The sequence below is a fragment of the Coleofasciculus sp. A1-SPW-01 genome, assembly GCF_040217205.1.
GTDB classification, from domain to species: domain Bacteria; phylum Cyanobacteriota; class Cyanobacteriia; order Cyanobacteriales; family Coleofasciculaceae; genus Coleofasciculus; species Coleofasciculus chthonoplastes_A.
On the sequence record NZ_JAVJNP010000048.1, the window covers coordinates 1 to 15,317 of the forward strand.

General features: G+C 46.7%; 11 protein-coding genes. 3 read left to right on the top strand and 8 right to left on the bottom strand.

Features of this window, described 5'->3' with window-relative positions; genetic code table 11:
• Positions 1-329 precede the first annotated feature (329 nt).
• The 8 genes from RH949_RS08330 to RH949_RS08365 all read right to left on the bottom strand — a co-directional run bounded on the left by RH949_RS08330 (position 330) and on the right by RH949_RS08365 (position 11,671).
• Entirely contained in the window at positions 330-554 is a 225-nt protein-coding gene (locus RH949_RS08330) for a hypothetical protein (RefSeq protein WP_446352529.1), read from the bottom strand.
• Between the two features lie 87 nt (positions 555-641).
• Positions 642-1,298, bottom strand: coding sequence for a hypothetical protein (locus RH949_RS08335; RefSeq protein WP_446352530.1), 657 nt, complete (start codon positions 1,296-1,298; stop codon positions 642-644).
• Positions 1,283-2,572, bottom strand: a complete 1,290-nt coding sequence (locus tag RH949_RS08340; protein WP_446352531.1) for a hypothetical protein — start codon at positions 2,570-2,572, stop codon at positions 1,283-1,285. Before RH949_RS08340 ends, RH949_RS08335 begins: the two co-directional genes overlap by 16 nt.
• A gap of 170 nt (positions 2,573-2,742) precedes the next feature.
• The gene (locus tag RH949_RS08345; RefSeq protein WP_446352532.1) at positions 2,743-6,315 is read right to left on the bottom strand and encodes a CHAT domain-containing protein; all 3,573 of its coding nucleotides are present in this window, start codon (positions 6,313-6,315) and stop codon (positions 2,743-2,745) included.
• A gap of 187 nt (positions 6,316-6,502) precedes the next feature.
• The gene (locus tag RH949_RS08350; RefSeq protein WP_446352533.1) at positions 6,503-7,663 is read right to left on the bottom strand and encodes a tetratricopeptide repeat protein; all 1,161 of its coding nucleotides are present in this window, start codon (positions 7,661-7,663) and stop codon (positions 6,503-6,505) included.
• Positions 7,664-7,894: 231 nt separating this feature from the next.
• A complete protein-coding gene (locus tag RH949_RS08355) occupies positions 7,895-9,706 on the bottom strand; it encodes a CHAT domain-containing tetratricopeptide repeat protein (RefSeq protein WP_446352534.1) in 1,812 nt (603 codons plus the stop codon).
• Between the two features lie 156 nt (positions 9,707-9,862).
• Complete coding sequence (locus RH949_RS08360) at positions 9,863-10,864, bottom strand: DUF1822 family protein (RefSeq protein ID WP_446352535.1); 1,002 nt, start codon at positions 10,862-10,864, stop codon at positions 9,863-9,865.
• An 84-nt stretch (positions 10,865-10,948) separates the two neighbouring features.
• Entirely contained in the window at positions 10,949-11,671 is a 723-nt protein-coding gene (locus tag RH949_RS08365; protein ID WP_446352536.1) for a sigma-70 family RNA polymerase sigma factor, read from the bottom strand.
• 243 nt (positions 11,672-11,914) lie between these two features.
• Between RH949_RS08365 and RH949_RS08370 the strand changes: the two genes are divergently transcribed.
• The 3 genes from RH949_RS08370 (at position 11,915) to RH949_RS08380 (ending at position 15,272) form a co-directional block, all read left to right on the top strand.
• On the top strand, positions 11,915-12,127 hold the full coding sequence (locus RH949_RS08370) for a hypothetical protein (protein ID WP_446352568.1): 213 nt from the start codon (positions 11,915-11,917) through the stop codon (positions 12,125-12,127).
• Between the two features lie 122 nt (positions 12,128-12,249).
• Positions 12,250-13,770 (top strand): hypothetical protein, encoded by a 1,521-nt coding sequence (locus tag RH949_RS08375; protein ID WP_446352537.1) that lies wholly within the window; start codon positions 12,250-12,252, stop codon positions 13,768-13,770.
• A gap of 86 nt (positions 13,771-13,856) precedes the next feature.
• Complete coding sequence (locus tag RH949_RS08380; RefSeq protein WP_446352538.1) at positions 13,857-15,272, top strand: HlyD family secretion protein; 1,416 nt, start codon at positions 13,857-13,859, stop codon at positions 15,270-15,272.
• Positions 15,273-15,317 lie beyond the last annotated feature (45 nt).

Sequence of the window (15,317 nt, forward strand, 5' to 3'; positions counted from 1 at the left end):
TACTGACTTGGACTACACAATTGCGCTCAGTCCCGCCAGATCGTGACGCGATCGCACAATGTTTAAGAAAGATGTGGGTAATGCATAGCACGCCGGGGAGAGGGGAGCAAGAAAGGTGTTATATTCCAATTCCCCTTCTCCCTTGATGGGAGAAGGGGTTAGGGGATGAGGGTGAAATGCTCGCCCTGTATTAGTTTTCTACCTTAAGTTGACACCAATGCAAGCCTTGCACCCCTACAGTCGGGTGTAACATTAGCACTTGAGTCCGCTATCATAGCGGTTTTTTCTAGACGTTTTAGGCAACGTCTTTACTGTAGCCATTGCCTGTTTTACCAAGGACTTCCGACTAACGTAAATGCACTCCAATAATACGGATGAGTGAGTTCTTTATCTGGTAATTCAGCCAACTGAGGGGGTAAAGGAATGGTAAAATTCGGCGTAATTAGTTGACCCTTTTCAATTCGCACTTCACCCCGAATCATCGCTAACTGTGTTTGTCGTCGTTCCCGCCTCACCCCCGAAGAGTAAATTACTGTAATTAGGGACAGTCGCATCTAGGAAAATGTAGTGGTTAGCATCCGTTGGATTAGCGGCAAACCGGGTAACAGTAGGGGCGCTGTATTCCCCGTTATCGGTGCGAATCAGGGTTTCGGGGGACCGATGGGGTTAACCTGATTCGCCGCCGCCAGATGGACTTGATTGCCTTCAACTTGACCCGCAATCGTCACATTACCTGCCGTATCTAGGGGACTGTTGGTATCTGTTAACCTGAGTTCATCGTTGGCATCAACACTGATTCCTGTGTCGTCTTGCAGATTGGAACCTGTGAGTAACCGGGCTAAATCTGTCGCCTGAATCCCACTCTCCAAATCAGCCGGACTAATTTCTAAACCCAACACCATCCCCGCTTGGTTAATCCTGACGGTTCTATTTTCAGGTACAGCCGTAATCGTAATCGTCCCATTAGCAGTGCTGAGGGTTCCAGTATTAATCACACTGCTACCGATGAGTGCCAAATTTCCCTGGTTCAGTTCAACTTCAGCCGCGTTGACGATACTGCCATTATCACCTGTAAAAACAAATGTATTCGGCGCACCCAACAGATTTTGATAGTTAACATTACCTGTCGCCGGAAAGAAGCCACTCTCAAAACCAATGGCGTCGGCGGTGGTGACGGTTAAACTGCCAGGAATGTTAAAACTTGCCCCACCTAGTACAAGAAGGCAGCAGGCAGAAAGCAGAAGGGAAGGAGCTTTTGTTGCAAGGAAGAAGGATATTACGGTTATTTTGGCGGACATGATATAAGCCGTAAACCAACACCGAAAGCACTTAAGGCGAGCAAACCAAGAATGGCGCTGGGTTCAGGAACGGTTTCGACTTCCACTTGGAAACTCACTTGTTGGGAATTGAATCCGCCGAGTTTGAAGGTGTCATCGAAAACCGGAAACGAGGGGTCAAAAAGATCAATGCTTTTTTCAAAAAGGGGTCCGACTGACTGATTCCCCAGAAACGGAATATTGAGTCCAAATTTGCCCACCAGTACGTCGAGATCAAAATCAAATCCTAAATGGGTGGTGTTTTGGAAGAGAGCATCAAAGTCAATCACCGCATCAATATCTAGAAGATTGCCTACCTGATTGGGTATGGTGATAGCGATATCTTCACCAATGTTAAATGGAACTGAAGTGCCATCTTCAAGAAGGAGGAGGGCGGGTAAGGTTCCGGTTAAAGAAAACTGCTGCAATACGGATAAAGCGACGGCGGCTTCGGCATCTAAAAGGTTGTAGTTGAAGTCTACACCTAAACCAATGGATTTACTGTTTTCTAGGGGCGGTAAACCGAGTAATTGAGTGGCAAGCAAGTCTAAATCTAGGGCACCATCAACAAATTGATCATCTCCGGTGGCGGTGAGTTGGTTGGTATCGGATACTGTTCCGGTGGTACTGACATTGGGGAAATGGGCATCAATATTACCAAAGGAACCATTGATATCTAGGGTCAAATCGTTGGTGTCAAAACGGATCAGATTTTGGCTGCCGCTTTTGTTGAAGCTAAAATCTAGGATGCTGCCGGGATCAACGTTGAGGGCGGCGGCTAGGTCGAAAATTACGTCTAGGTTATAGGCAGCGTGGGGACTGGTTGTGGTGAATGTGGCATCTGGGTTAAAGGAGAATCCGGATTGCAGGTTGAAGGTTTGACCGGGTTTTAGGGGTGCGTCGGGGAGGAGAAAGAATAAGTCTACGGGAATGAAGGCATCGACGGCGCCACTGTTTAGGGTTAGGGTGCTTTGTAATTCGATATTGCCACGAGTGCTGGCGTCGAATCCGACACGGGGATCACTGCCAAATGGGTTGGGAATTTTGTATCCTTTGTTGACGGATTCGTTCCAGTCAAGTTCGAGGGAGCGATTGTCGGTTAGGGTAAAGGCTTCTCCGCTATCCCAGATGTTTTGATGGGATGTGGTGAATTCTATGTCAAAGTTGAGGGTTGTGGCAGGGGTGGGGGTGGATAGATTTAGGATGGCGGTTGTGGTAAGGGTGGCTGATGTGATGATTTTGGGTAGGGTTTTCATGGTTGGATTCCTTTATTTTAGGGTTTGTTGTTTATTGCAGAAGTTTGATTTTAAACGCAGAGGTACGCAGAGGTTTACGCAGAGGTACGCAGAGGGGTTGAGGGTGAGAAGATAAGGGTTTCTGGGGAATATAGAGGACACAGAGGGGTTTGTGGTTGGGGGATGGAGGTTTAGGGGCTGCCGATTAGGGTGAAGCCTGCCCAGTAATATGGGTGGGAGAGGGTTGGGTTTTTTGTGTTTTCGGATAGGGATGGGGGGGTGAGTTTGGTGGATGCGAGGTGGATGTTTCCTTGTAATATGGCGAGTTGGGCTTGTCTGAGGGCTTCGGCTTTGACGGTGATTGGGTCTTGACTGAGTTGGTGGTAGAATTCGCTCATGAAGGTGAGGGTGCCAACGTCGTTGACGCGCCATAGACTGGCAAGGGCGGATTGGACTCCGGCGCTGACGGTTAGTCCGGCAAATCCCATTTCGTTGTCTTTATTGCCGACGGCGGTTTCACAGGCGCTGAGGACGAGGAGTTGTACGGTGGGTGGGGCATACCATTCGGCTTGGCGGAGTTCGTCTAGGCTGACTTGGTGGTTCCAGAATTGAATGTAGGGGTTTTTGGTGCTAGATGTGGGAAAGGATGCATGGGTGGCGAGGTGAACGATGTCAAATCGGTTGTGTTGGCGTTGATAGCGGAGATTTTCGAGTCGAAATTGTTCGTTGAGGAAGGCGGTTCCTTGCCAAAGTTGTTCGGTGATTAGGGATAGTTCGATTGGGACGCTGGGTAAGGGTTTGAGATGGGTTTGGGGAAATTCGGAGGCACCCATGGCGAGGACGAGGCTGTCTTTTAAGGTGCGGTTTGGGGTATCGGTGAGGCTGATGCTGGGAATGCTGGCGATGCTATAGTTTTCGATTAGAAATTGGTTGCCGTCATGGAGGGCGGCGAGGGGAATTAGCCGGAGTTCGGCGTCGAGGGAGAAGAGTAGGGTTTGGATTTGTTGGCGTTTGAGTTCAGATTCTAGGGGTTGAATTAGCCATTTATAGAGTTGTTGGGCGAGGGGTTTGTAGCTGTCGGTTTGGCTGTTTTGGATGTCTCGGATTTCATAGCGAAATTCTTTGGCGACTTTTTCGAGTTCGCTGTGGGGTATGTCGAGGCTTTTGTAGATGGGTTGACTATTGGGGGTGAGTAATATTAAGTCGAGTTGGTCAAGGGTTGGGGGGATTAAGACATAAATGACGGCGGGTTTGTGTCCGGTTTGTTGTTGGATTTGGCTTAAGCGTTCTCGGATATTGGCGGCGGTGAGGGTGGTGAAGGTGAAGTTTTTGCCGAAGTGCTGTTCAAATTCGTTTTTGCGGAGTTGTTCAATGTTGAAGATGGCGTCTTCAAGTTGTGCTTGCTCAAGGGATTGGCGGACGAAGATGTAGTCGGAAAAGAGGGAACCGGTATTGATTTGATTGGCATCAAGTTCGATGATTCCATCTTGACCTTTTCGTGATTCGGCATTAATGAAGCCAGTGGTAATGGCATTTATGGCGGTAATGCTGACATTTCCAGCATTGCCTATGTTGGTGGAGGCGTTTAGGTTTTGGGTGGTAATGTTGTCTTGGCTGTTGAGGGTAATATTGCCACCATTTCCGTTATTACTGTTGGTATTGATGTTGTTTGTGGTCAGGTTTTCGGTGGCGTTTCCGGTGACGTTTCCGCCATTTCCAGTAATTTCGACAGCGGTGTTGAGGTTGTCGGTGGTAATCTGATTGCCGTTTAAGTCGATGTCGCCGCCGTTTCCTTGTAGTCCCACTCTGGTATCGACCGAATCTGTTGTGATATCTCCGTTGTTTGCATTCGCTGTGAATTGTCCTCCGTTTCCTTGAGTGGTGTTAGATATGACGGCGGTATTGTCACTAATGGAAATTTTTTTAGTGGGTGGGTTTGGTGCAGGATTATCTGGAGTTTCGACGGCAGGAGTTTGGGGATTATTGGATGTATTGGGTGGCGTAACTTCTGTGCTTATCTCTGAACCAATAATGGTGATTTTTCCGGTAATTGATGAGAATAATGCTTTAAGTTCAGGATAAGTCGTCGTGGACATTGGAGTGGGAGTTACTGTAATGGAGGCATTGGTATTACAGTCGATGGCTAAAATACCTCCAGAACCACATGATCCGGATAGAAATTTAAACAAAGCGCCACCAGAAATTGTGATATTGCCTCCTGTTTTTAGGGTAATGTCTCCCGCGTCACCAAACGTTGTGGAAGAAATCAGGGTTCCCAGGTTTATGTCTTCTCCGGCTTCTAGGAAAATTGAGCCCCCATCGCCAATAATGGCGTGAGAATCTATTGTGCCTAGGATGTCAATTTTGCCACCAGCTCTTAAGCTGACAGCTCCCCCATTACCTCGATCAATGGAGCGAGAGTAAATATATCCATCTCGATCATCCGGATAATCGTCAATTAATTGAATAATATCACCACCTGCTGTTAAGCTGACTTCTCCTCCATTAAAATCACCACCAGTCCAAATTTGACGAGTTGTAATATTGCCACCTGCGGTTAAGCGGGCTGATCCTCCATTCCCATTTTCACTTTGGGCATCGACTGTATTGGGTGTAATGTTACCACCTGCTCTTAAGGTGATATCGCCCCCATCTTTTTGAGCTCTAGCGTAGAGGTTACTTGTGATGATGTTGTCACCTGCGATGAAGGTGATATCACCGCCATATATTGGTAAGAGACCGGAAGTGGAAAAATTGACTTTATCTGTAATAATATTACCCGCAGTCGTAATATATACAGAACCACCATGACTATTGTTGAAAGACTTGTCAATAGTGTCAAGATGACCAAAACTTACGACATCACCGGGTTCTATGGGTACACTCGAACCGATTAATTGCACTAATTTTTCAGATATGGGAAAGTTAGAACTGATTAACTGGACGTTACCTTCTGAATTAACGGTTAAGCCTGTCTCTACTGGGTTATTTCCCGTCAGCAAGGTTGATAAGTCTAGGGGTGTAAAGGGTAGCACTACGCCTTGTTCATCCCGTGGGGGTTCGATTTCTAAACTTAATAATTGGTTGGGTTGACTAATTCTGATGAGGTTTTTTCCAGGGACAGCCGCAATCACCAGGTTTCCTGCTGGTGTTGTTAATTTTCCAGTGCTGATAATTGTGCCACCGAGTAAGGTTAAATCGCTACCTGGTTCTAGGGTTAAATCGGCGGCGTTGATAATGCTTCCGGGTTGTGATATGTCAAAGGCAAAGGTATTGGGATTGCCGATTAAGTTCTGATAGTTGTTGGTGCCAAAGGCATTAAACCATCCGTTATCAAAACCAATTCCTGTGGCGGTGGTGGCGGTGAAGTCGGCGGGGAGGTTTAAACTGGCGTTGGCACCCAATATGATTCCGGCGGGGTTGATTAAGTATAAGTTGGAATTGCCGCCGGTTATTTGTAGGATGCCGTTAATCATGGAGGGATCTTCGCCAACGACTCGCCCTAGGATATTGCGAATTTGGGAATCGGATATGAAGTTGGCGATTTGATTTTCGGAGAGTCCAAATTGTTGAAAGCTGTGGAAGAGGTTGGCGCGATTATTGGAATAGGTGCCGCCTTGGATGTTGAAGGTGTTGCTGTTTTGGGTGACGGTTGTATTGGTGCTGTTTGGTTCGGGGATAATGGGTTGGGCTTGTAGGGTTGGGTGGTTTAGGTTGATGGCGAAAAAGGTTAGGAGGAGGGGGGGGATTTGTGTTTTGTTCATTGTTTTTTGGTGTGTTGATGGTGTGTTTTTTTAACGCAGAGGTACGCAGAGGTTTACGCAGAGGTACGCAGAGGGGTTTAGGGGTGAGAGATGAGGGTTTAGGGGGGGGAATATAGAGGACACAGAGGGGTTAATGGTGAGAGGATGAATGATGAATGACAAATGACAAATGATGAATGATGAATGATTATTGATTAGTTAGGGTTTCTAGTTGATGATTGAGTTGATTGATTTGTTGGCTGTTGTTTAGGGTTTGGTAGTGGGATAGGGCTTGGTTTAGATGGGTTATGGCTTTTTCGGTTTCGTGGAGGGCGGTGTAGAGGTGGGCGAGTTTCAGGGTGGCGAGGGCTTGTTCTTCGATGTTGTCGGGGGTGGCGAGTTTTAGGGCTTGTTGGTAATGGGTTTCGGCTAGGTTGGTGAGTCCAATTTGTTGATAGAGGGTTCCGAGTTGGCGATGGGTGGCTGGAGTTGGAGTGGTTTGTTGGATGAGGTTTTCTAGGGTTTGGATGGCTTTGGCTTTGAGGTTGTGTTGATTGTATAAGTAAGCTAAGGATAGGGCTTTGGCTTCGGGGTTTAGGTTCCAGGAGTTGAGTTGGTTGATAGCGGTTTGCAGCTGTTGGCGCTGATGGGAGTTGAGGGGTGTGAATCCGAGTTGAGAAGTGTTTTCGTCTATGGAGAGGGAACCGGTGTCGGCTTCGATTTTTAGGGTGTAATAAATGTCGGGTTTGAGGGGGAAGTCGCCACTGTAGGGGATGGCGGTGTCGCTGGTTTGGGTTTGCCATTGGTTTCCGCCACCGGAAACCTTGACGGTGTATTCAGTGGCGCCGGAGACGGGGTTCCAGCGGAGGAGGGGTTGGTCGCTGAGGATTTGGGTGCGGCGGGGACTGATAATGTAGGGTAGGCTGGGGTCGTTTCGGGCTAGTTCATCACCGCGTTCTGGACATTCGGTGATATCTTGAGTGCATTTGGCGTCTTGGTTGTCTTGGCTTTGGGGGGGACAGGTGTTCAGGCGGTTTTGATTATTTTTTAGGGACCAAAGGGTGAGGTTGCTACATTGAATGATGATTTCCCCGCCTTGGGCGGTTTGGAGTTCGTCTCCCGGATATAGGGGAGTACCGGGTGTGGGCTGGATGAGACTACCGGTGGCGCGTTTGAGGGTGACTTTACCCAGGGTTTGCAGGATTTGTCCGTTGGCTAGGGAACCAGATGTGGCGCTGGCTATGGGTATTTTCAATAGTTGTAAGCTGAGGCTGACTGTGGCGAGGAGGGGGATGACTGGGAGATGGGGAAGCTGTGTAGAGACGTAGCATGCTACGTCTGGGAGATGGGGGAGATGGTGGAGTTTCATGGTAGATTTTTCCCTGTTTTTGAGTCGGTTGGTGAAAATAAATTTAACTCTATTATGTTCTGTATATAGTCTTTTAACTGTTACATAATATGTCCGTTAAATCTCTGTGATTAACATTTCATTCTCCTACCCCAATCTGAACAATAAATCCGTGAAATCCGTGTGATTAACATTTCATCCTCCTATCCGAATCTGAACAATAAATCCGTGAAATCTGTGTTTTGATAATCCTCACCGATTTAAACGTTGATTTGCCCAACTGATACATTCATGTTGTTCGGGGATGCGATGTTGGGAGTAGTTGAGGGTGTTTTCCCAGGCGGTTTGGGCGGCTTGAGTTCTTTTGGTTTTATCTAAGATTTGGGCGAGGAGACAGTGGGAATGGGGACTGTTGGGTTCGAGTTGAATTGCCTGACGCAGGTTTTTTTCGGCGGCGATGAAATTTTCTTCTTTAAAGAGTATCCAACCCCGATTTTTTAAACAAGCGGCTTTTACGGCGTCGTAAGGAGTCAGTTCTAAACAGTGATGAATGGCGGATAATGCTGCCGGGTGGTTATTGTTGAGAATGGCGAGGCGGGCGACTTGGGCATAGCCTTCGGGGAGTCCCCGTTCGGCGGCGTTTTGATAGTGGGTAAAGGCACGATTGAAATCATTTTTTTTATCCCAAAAGTGCCCTAAATTGTAATGGGGACTGGCATAATTGTGGTCAATGAGGGTGGCAAGGTGGTAGTAAAATTCGGCGTTGGCTAGTTTTCCTTGCTTATAATTTTTTAATCCGAAACCGTTGACAATTTTGGCAATGTATGGGCTAAAACCGATAGCGCTAATTAGGCAAATAATGCCGGAAATCACGATAATTTTCGACCAATCACTTAATCTGGGGAGTTGTAAGTTGGGGAAAAGAAAGGGATTTTGGCTGGGGGGGGAAATTCCGGCTAAGTTATCCCAGGTGAGGGATTCGCTGACTAGGTTCTGACATAGGAGGGGAAGCCAACTGGCACAGGGAAATTCACTCTCCATCCCCTGTAATCGTTCCCTGGCTTCTCGAACGGCGAGATGGAAGGGTTGACCTTGGGCAAAGGCGGTGAGAAAGTATTTGAGAAAGGCTTGGGCAACTCTATCGGGAACTAATTCTCGCATGACTATCATTTGGGGAATTTGTAAGTCATCAAGATGCTGGGTTAATCCTAAACCGTCACAGGAGTTGAAGATGGCGAGTTTTAATCCACGTTGAACGGCTTTTTTTAGGGCGAACCAGAGTTGGTTCAGGGTCAGGTAATCGGTGGGGTTAATATAAATTCTACCGCTTTGGGCGATGGTTTCACTATGTCCGGCAAAAAAGATAATATCCCAGGCTTGTTCCCAAAGTTGGTCATTGATATCCTGGTGAGTGGCTTCAACTAAAAATGTGGTTTGGGCGTGGGGTAAGGTTTCCAGTAATTGGCGATCGCCTTCAATGTCTATCCCTTGGCTATGTCCTAAAATAGCTAGGATTTTTACCCCCGATTTGGGGTGAGATGAATTGGGAGAATGGGGGGGCTGAGAGTTGAGGGGAATGTGAGCAAATTCAGCTTGGGGATAATGGTCAAAAAAATCCCAGGTTTGCCAGGGAAGTTGCAGGAGTTGGCTGTCTTCGCTGCGGAGGAGGAATTGAATCGTGTCGTGGGGGGCGAGGTGTTCCCGTAATTGGAGATTGAGGTGATAAAATTCAGGAGAATCGAACCATTGGCGGATGCGATCGCGTAATTCGTTGGCAGAGGTAAGACAGTCCTGAATCTGTTGTTTTATTGACCCTTCATAGTTAACGGTGACGGTTTCTAGTTCTAATGTCCGGGAAGGTAATCCTAAAGGACGATAGGTTTGTTGCCAATGGTGGTTGAGGTGAGAGGCTAAGTCGGGATTTGGGGGTAAGGAACCGGTGATATCTAGTAAGGGAAGAGATGCATAGCCATCCGTATCCTGGATATCCTGAATGATTAGATGCACCGAATATCCTTGTTTAGCTAAATCGCCAATTGGTCTAAAAATGACTAATTTGGTCATTGGTTAAAACACTGATTTCACAGATTTATTGTTCAGATTGGGGTAGGGGGGTGAGAGGTTAGTCACACTGATGACACTGAGAGATTAGTGAGGTAGGGTGGGTGCAAGTTGTTCATTTGAATAGCCAAATTGAGTCCCATTACCCGCCCCTACAGGTTAAACTAAAAAGAATTCTGTCAGGCTGGCGTCACCTAAGGCTACTTGGATACTAAAGTTATCGCCGGAATCTGCTTTGAAACGCCATTGGATATGTTTGGTGCTTCTGGCTTCGGTTTGAATGACGGGTTTTCCGGCTTCGTCTAAGAGGATTACCTGGAGTTCTTGGGGAAGATAGAGGTGATTATCGGTAGGATAGACTTCGACACAAATCCTGATTTTGTCAGCGGTGATGGGAGTTAATCCCACGCACAATACTACCGACTCATCGACTTGTTTTAACTCCATAATTTTGCCCCGTTTTACCTCAGAGGTAGAGGATTCGGGTTGATTCAATTGAAGTCCAGAGGCGGTTCTAAAGTTAAAGGCGAGTTGAGTTGGGGGTGGTTTAAACAGGGTGTCTACAGTCTGCCATCCGGCTTCAATGAGATGATTCAGCCATTGACTTAAATGGACAGGTTCTGGATACTGGAGTTGATGGAGATATTTGAGGAATGCTTTCGGCGATCGCAACTGGGGAATGGCTAAGGCTTCACTTTCTAACGTTTCCTGAAATCCTAACAACAGTCCTAAATCTTGGGCGTCATCAATTTGCACCACCACATAGCCAATCCGATTTTCCTGGGCTTCTGGGGGAATATAACAGACGGGTTCGTCACGTTTCTGGGTATCGATACCCGGATGGTGCAGTTCCGACTGAGGATGTGACTCAATCCAGGGACGACATTCCAACTGCCCGATATTTGTTACTACTAAATCAGCCACATCAAAAAATAAACGTACCGTTGGATTCCAGCTATCCCCTGCACTTAAATCGGTGGGAATATCCAGAATTCGCAAATAGTTATTTACCAAACAAACGGCTAATGTATTGAAGTAAACTTGCTCGGCTTTGTCGGATGTTGGTTGCTGACTGGCAAACTGCTTTGCCCACAGTCGCGCCTGTCGGGTAATCGGTAAGGGAATGGATAAATTAGTTCGGGGTTGAGGGTTGCCAATCATGTTCGATTGCTCTGATTTGAAATAGGGAACAGGGGTGGGGCAGTTATAACAAATGACAATTGACAATTGACCAATGACAAATGACTAATCTGCTTCGATATACCCTTGGGAAACACCGAATTCTCGAAGTAGGGGTTTACAGCGACGGTTATAGAATTTGGGTAAATCTTTTGCCTCTGCTGGTGTTAAATTAAAGTGAGCCGCGATCGCCGACCAAGGGGTTTCAGCGGGAAATCGTTGCAGGAATAAGGTTTGAGCGTTAATCTCGCTACGTCTGCGAAAGCAGGTATTGCGTAATACGCCCTCGGGATCATGACGCACCCAGTTTAAGGTTTCCTGCCACATATCCAGAACCGGTTCAATATCAGGGTTGGCGGGACAATTCTGCCAAAAGTCTAGGGTTGGTTCCTCAGTAGTTTGGGAGGGAGATATCCGTCGCCGTCGCTGTCTGTATTTCTGATCTCGTAATCGTTTGAGTCGCTTTTTTAGTTCATCATTTAACCAGGTGATCACCTCCTTTACGGTTGAGTCATAGTCTTGGGGATGGTGACAGCAGTATTCCCACATCTGTTGCAGGGCGTCACTATACTCAGGCGTAGAGTCTTTCCAGAGTTTGCCAGATGTCATCACCAATCGATAAACCTCATCAAGGGTATCCCGACGTTGCCAACTTTTCAGGGGATGCTTGCAAGCGGCGGCGAGAAGCTGACGCAGGGTTTGATTGAGATGATCTGAAACCGGATGGGTTTGACTCCTGTCGGTTTCATGGGGTTGAGAATTTGGTGTTTGGGTGTCATCGGGATGCATAAACCAGACTGTTATGACACTGGAGATATCCTCCTATTTAGTTACACGGCTGATTTGAGGGTGTTTTCGCAGTATTGGGCAAAAAAATTTTTGGGGGTGGAAGTGCGAAAAGTGGGTTGCTGGAGACGAGTAACTATTAGAGGACATTATTCAACTTGGTTCATGGTTGATTGTTTAGGATTCGTTTACAACAGACATCAACCAGGGACAAGGGAATGTTTTGGATTACCCCCAGGTGCAACTATGGTACTGATTCGTGAACTCGTCCAAGAGGCTTTGACAACTGGGTATTTAACGGTTGAAGCCGAAGCCCAATTACGACAGCTATTGAGGAAAAAGTATGAATTGGCTGATTTTAATGCCTTCATAACATTACAGTATGCCGTTATGGTAGGTCGTGTCCAGCAAGAATCGCGAATACATCAACGAGATCATCCCATTTTGGTCAATTCGTAGGGGCGCACCGATGTGCATTGGTGTCAACTTAAGCCAAAACCCCCTCACCGAAAGCCCCTCACCCCCAGCCCCTCTCCCACCAGAGGAGAGGGGAGCAAGAGAATCAATTACCCTTCTATCCCATGGTTACTCCTCCCAAAAACTATCCTGTTGAGGCGAATTATAATCACTGGATTTGTCCAGATATTCGACCTTACTGGATACTTTATCACTTAAAAGACTCTCAGCAGGTTATGCTATATTCCGCTCACCATTATGCCCGATTTAGCTTCTCCTTAGCTGAAGGGTATGCCTTGCAATTCTTCACGGGACAGTTTACGCTCAAGCAAATTCAAACTCAATGTAACGCTGAATTTACCAACATCGAACCGAATTTAGTTGCCAATCTTATCCAAAAATTAATTAATTTCGGCATTCTCGAATCAAGTTGTCAATTTTCACCAACGGCGAACCCGATAGAACCCAAAGTCGAAGGTTCTGGGAAAAAAGCTCATACTTCAGCGTTACCCCAACTCAAATCCGGCGTGGAGTGGATTCGCCATCAGGATGGGTACTGGATACTCCGCAATAGTCAGGATATCACCTTTCTCCAAGTAAGCGATCGCGACTACAGGATTCTCTCTCAACTCCCGCACCTCCCACCCGGTAGTATTCCCGCCAACCGACTCAGAAAACTACTACATTTGCTTACCGTAACTGGGATGTTAGAAGGCACCACTCCCGCCAAACCCCAACGAGGCAAACTCACCCCCTTACACCTACTCTTTTTTCAAATTCCCCTATTTAATCCAGATGCTTGGCTAACTCGCCATATTCAGCTAATACACTGGATTTGGACAAAATCTGTGGCTATTTGTCTCGCTATTTTCCTCACTCTAGCTACGGCAATCGGACTCTCTCAAAAAGCCGAAATCCTCTATCACGGACAACAGCTTTGGACTTACCATAGTTCTGCCTTAATTCTACCCTTTATTCTCCTGTCATTACTAGTTGTTTCCTTACACGAACTTGGTCATGCCTTCACCCTTAAACATTATGGCGGTATTGTTCCCGAAATCGGCATCCTTTTAATGGGCTTCATGCCAGCCGCCTATACCAATACTAGCGACTCCTATTGTCTACCTCGTCCCCAAAGAATTCTCGTCGTTGCCGCTGGTATTCTCACCCAATTAATCATCGCTGCCCTTGCCTTATTCCTCTGGAATACTTCAGTTTCCAGCAGTTGGCTACACACCACCAGTTACCTATTATTAATTGCTGCTTTATTCACCATCGTCCTTAACCTCAATCCCCTGGCAAAATTTGATGGATATCACCTCGCCGTTGCCCTCACCGGAATTAATAACCTTCGCCGTCGTTCCCTCGCCCTCTATCATAATTTAATTCAGGGAAAACCCAGCGGCGAAACACCCAAAGATACCCTAATTCTTGCCATCTACGCCCCATTTAGTATCGCCTATCTCTGGTTTGTCTTCGGCTTTCTTCTCTTCAAACTAACCGACTGGATAATCACCTACATTCCCACCACCGCCCTAATTATTTTACTCCTGTGGGCAATCTATTTCTACTTCCCCCAATCTCCACCCCACCTTAATCGTCAGAATGCGAGTCAACATCACCAATCAGCTACCCCTTTAAACTAATCCAGCGACTCGCCCCCACACCCCAAAACCCTCTGCGCCCCTCTGCGCTTCCCTCTGCGTACCTCTGCGTTAAAAAACTATTAACCATGACACCCCAACCCCTAAAACTCGTCCCCCCAACCTCCAACTCTCAACCTACCCTAAACACACCCAAACAAAGGGCGTTTAAAAGTCATAAAACCCACCCCCATCAAAAAATTCCCTACAAACGCTTTCTTTTCCTCAGTGGTATCGGCATCACCCTCGGTTTAATCAGCCAAATTCCCATCTCTAACACCGTTCAAGCCGAAGCCCAACTCGAACCTCTACCCAACTCCCATCAAATCATTTATGCCGAAATATCTGGCACTATCACCGAACTCTTTGTTCAACCCAATCAACCCATCAACTCTGGACAACCCATCGCCATGATTTCCACAGATGACTTAAGCCGAGATATTGCCAACACCCAAGCAAAATTAGCCGAAACCCAGTCTAGTTTTAAATCTGCTTCTATCCAACTCACTCCCCTTAAATCTCAACTCCACGAAGCCCAGACTAAAGAAGCCAGTTTACGTCGGCAACTTCAACAACAACGCCAAGAACTTGCCAAAATTACCGGAAACACCGCCCCTGAAATTAACCGCTTATCCCAACAAATCTTAGCCCTTCAAAGTACAATTAACGGATTACACCATCAAATTAATGGCGATAAAACCAATCTCACTATTTTAGAAGAAAAAATCAACACGTATCAATCTCTTGTTGAAGCAGGTGTCATTGCCAAAACCCAAGTGAATGACTTACAAATGAAAGCCGAAAGCCTGAAAGCGAATATCGGGTTTAAGGAGAGTGAGGTTCAGGAGTATCAACGACAAATTGCGGCAAAACAAGCGGAGATCGACATTATTGTCAAGCAAAAGCAAGATGATTTAAAACAGGGAGAAGATCAGTTAAAAACCCTGGTAACTGAACGCCAAACCGCCGCCCTAGCGTTGGAGGCAGCAGAGGTGAGTGTGGCGAGTCAAGTTCCGTTACTGAATACGCTGCAAACTGAATTGAATCGCCAGCAACAAAAACAAGAGACACATCAAGTGATTCAGGCTAAGGTATCTGGATTTGTGATTAGTCAAGATTTCCAGAAACTATTGGGGAAAAAGATGCAGCCTGGGGAACCCATTTTGGAGATTGCTGATTTGGGTAAATTGGTAGCAATTATTGAGGTAAATCAAGCGGATTCAGATGTTGTGCAAGAGGGGGCGGCGGTGACGTTTCATCCACTGGAACCGGGTTTTTCGGCGTATCAGACTCGGATTATGAAACGGGATTTGGTGATGCAGCCAGATGTGTCTGGACAACGGCAGTTATTGCAGGTTCGGGCGGTGATTGAGAATCCGGATTATAAGTTGGTTCCGGGGGCGAAGGTTTATGCGGAAATTGAGTCGGAAAGGTTGCTGCTTTATGAGAAGGTTTGGCGGGAGTTGGTTAAGGTTTTTCAGGTTTGTAAGTATGGCGTGTGTTAGGGGGTATTGGTTGGGTGTGTAGGGGCGGGTTTTACGACTATCGTT

Coding starts and splice junctions, on each gene's coding strand:
- RH949_RS08330 (WP_446352529.1), bottom strand. CDS start 554: ATGCGACTGTCCCTAATTACAGTAATTTACTCTTCGGGGGTGAGGCGG.
- RH949_RS08335 (WP_446352530.1), bottom strand. CDS start 1,298: ATGTCCGCCAAAATAACCGTAATATCCTTCTTCCTTGCAACAAAAGCT.
- RH949_RS08340 (WP_446352531.1), bottom strand. CDS start 2,572: ATGAAAACCCTACCCAAAATCATCACATCAGCCACCCTTACCACAACC.
- RH949_RS08345 (WP_446352532.1), bottom strand. CDS start 6,315: ATGAACAAAACACAAATCCCCCCCCTCCTCCTAACCTTTTTCGCCATC.
- RH949_RS08350 (WP_446352533.1), bottom strand. CDS start 7,663: ATGAAACTCCACCATCTCCCCCATCTCCCAGACGTAGCATGCTACGTC.
- RH949_RS08355 (WP_446352534.1), bottom strand. CDS start 9,706: ATGACCAAATTAGTCATTTTTAGACCAATTGGCGATTTAGCTAAACAA.
- RH949_RS08360 (WP_446352535.1), bottom strand. CDS start 10,864: ATGATTGGCAACCCTCAACCCCGAACTAATTTATCCATTCCCTTACCG.
- RH949_RS08365 (WP_446352536.1), bottom strand. CDS start 11,671: ATGCATCCCGATGACACCCAAACACCAAATTCTCAACCCCATGAAACC.
- RH949_RS08370 (WP_446352568.1), top strand. CDS start 11,915: ATGGTACTGATTCGTGAACTCGTCCAAGAGGCTTTGACAACTGGGTAT.
- RH949_RS08375 (WP_446352537.1), top strand. CDS start 12,250: ATGGTTACTCCTCCCAAAAACTATCCTGTTGAGGCGAATTATAATCAC.
- RH949_RS08380 (WP_446352538.1), top strand. CDS start 13,857: ATGACACCCCAACCCCTAAAACTCGTCCCCCCAACCTCCAACTCTCAA.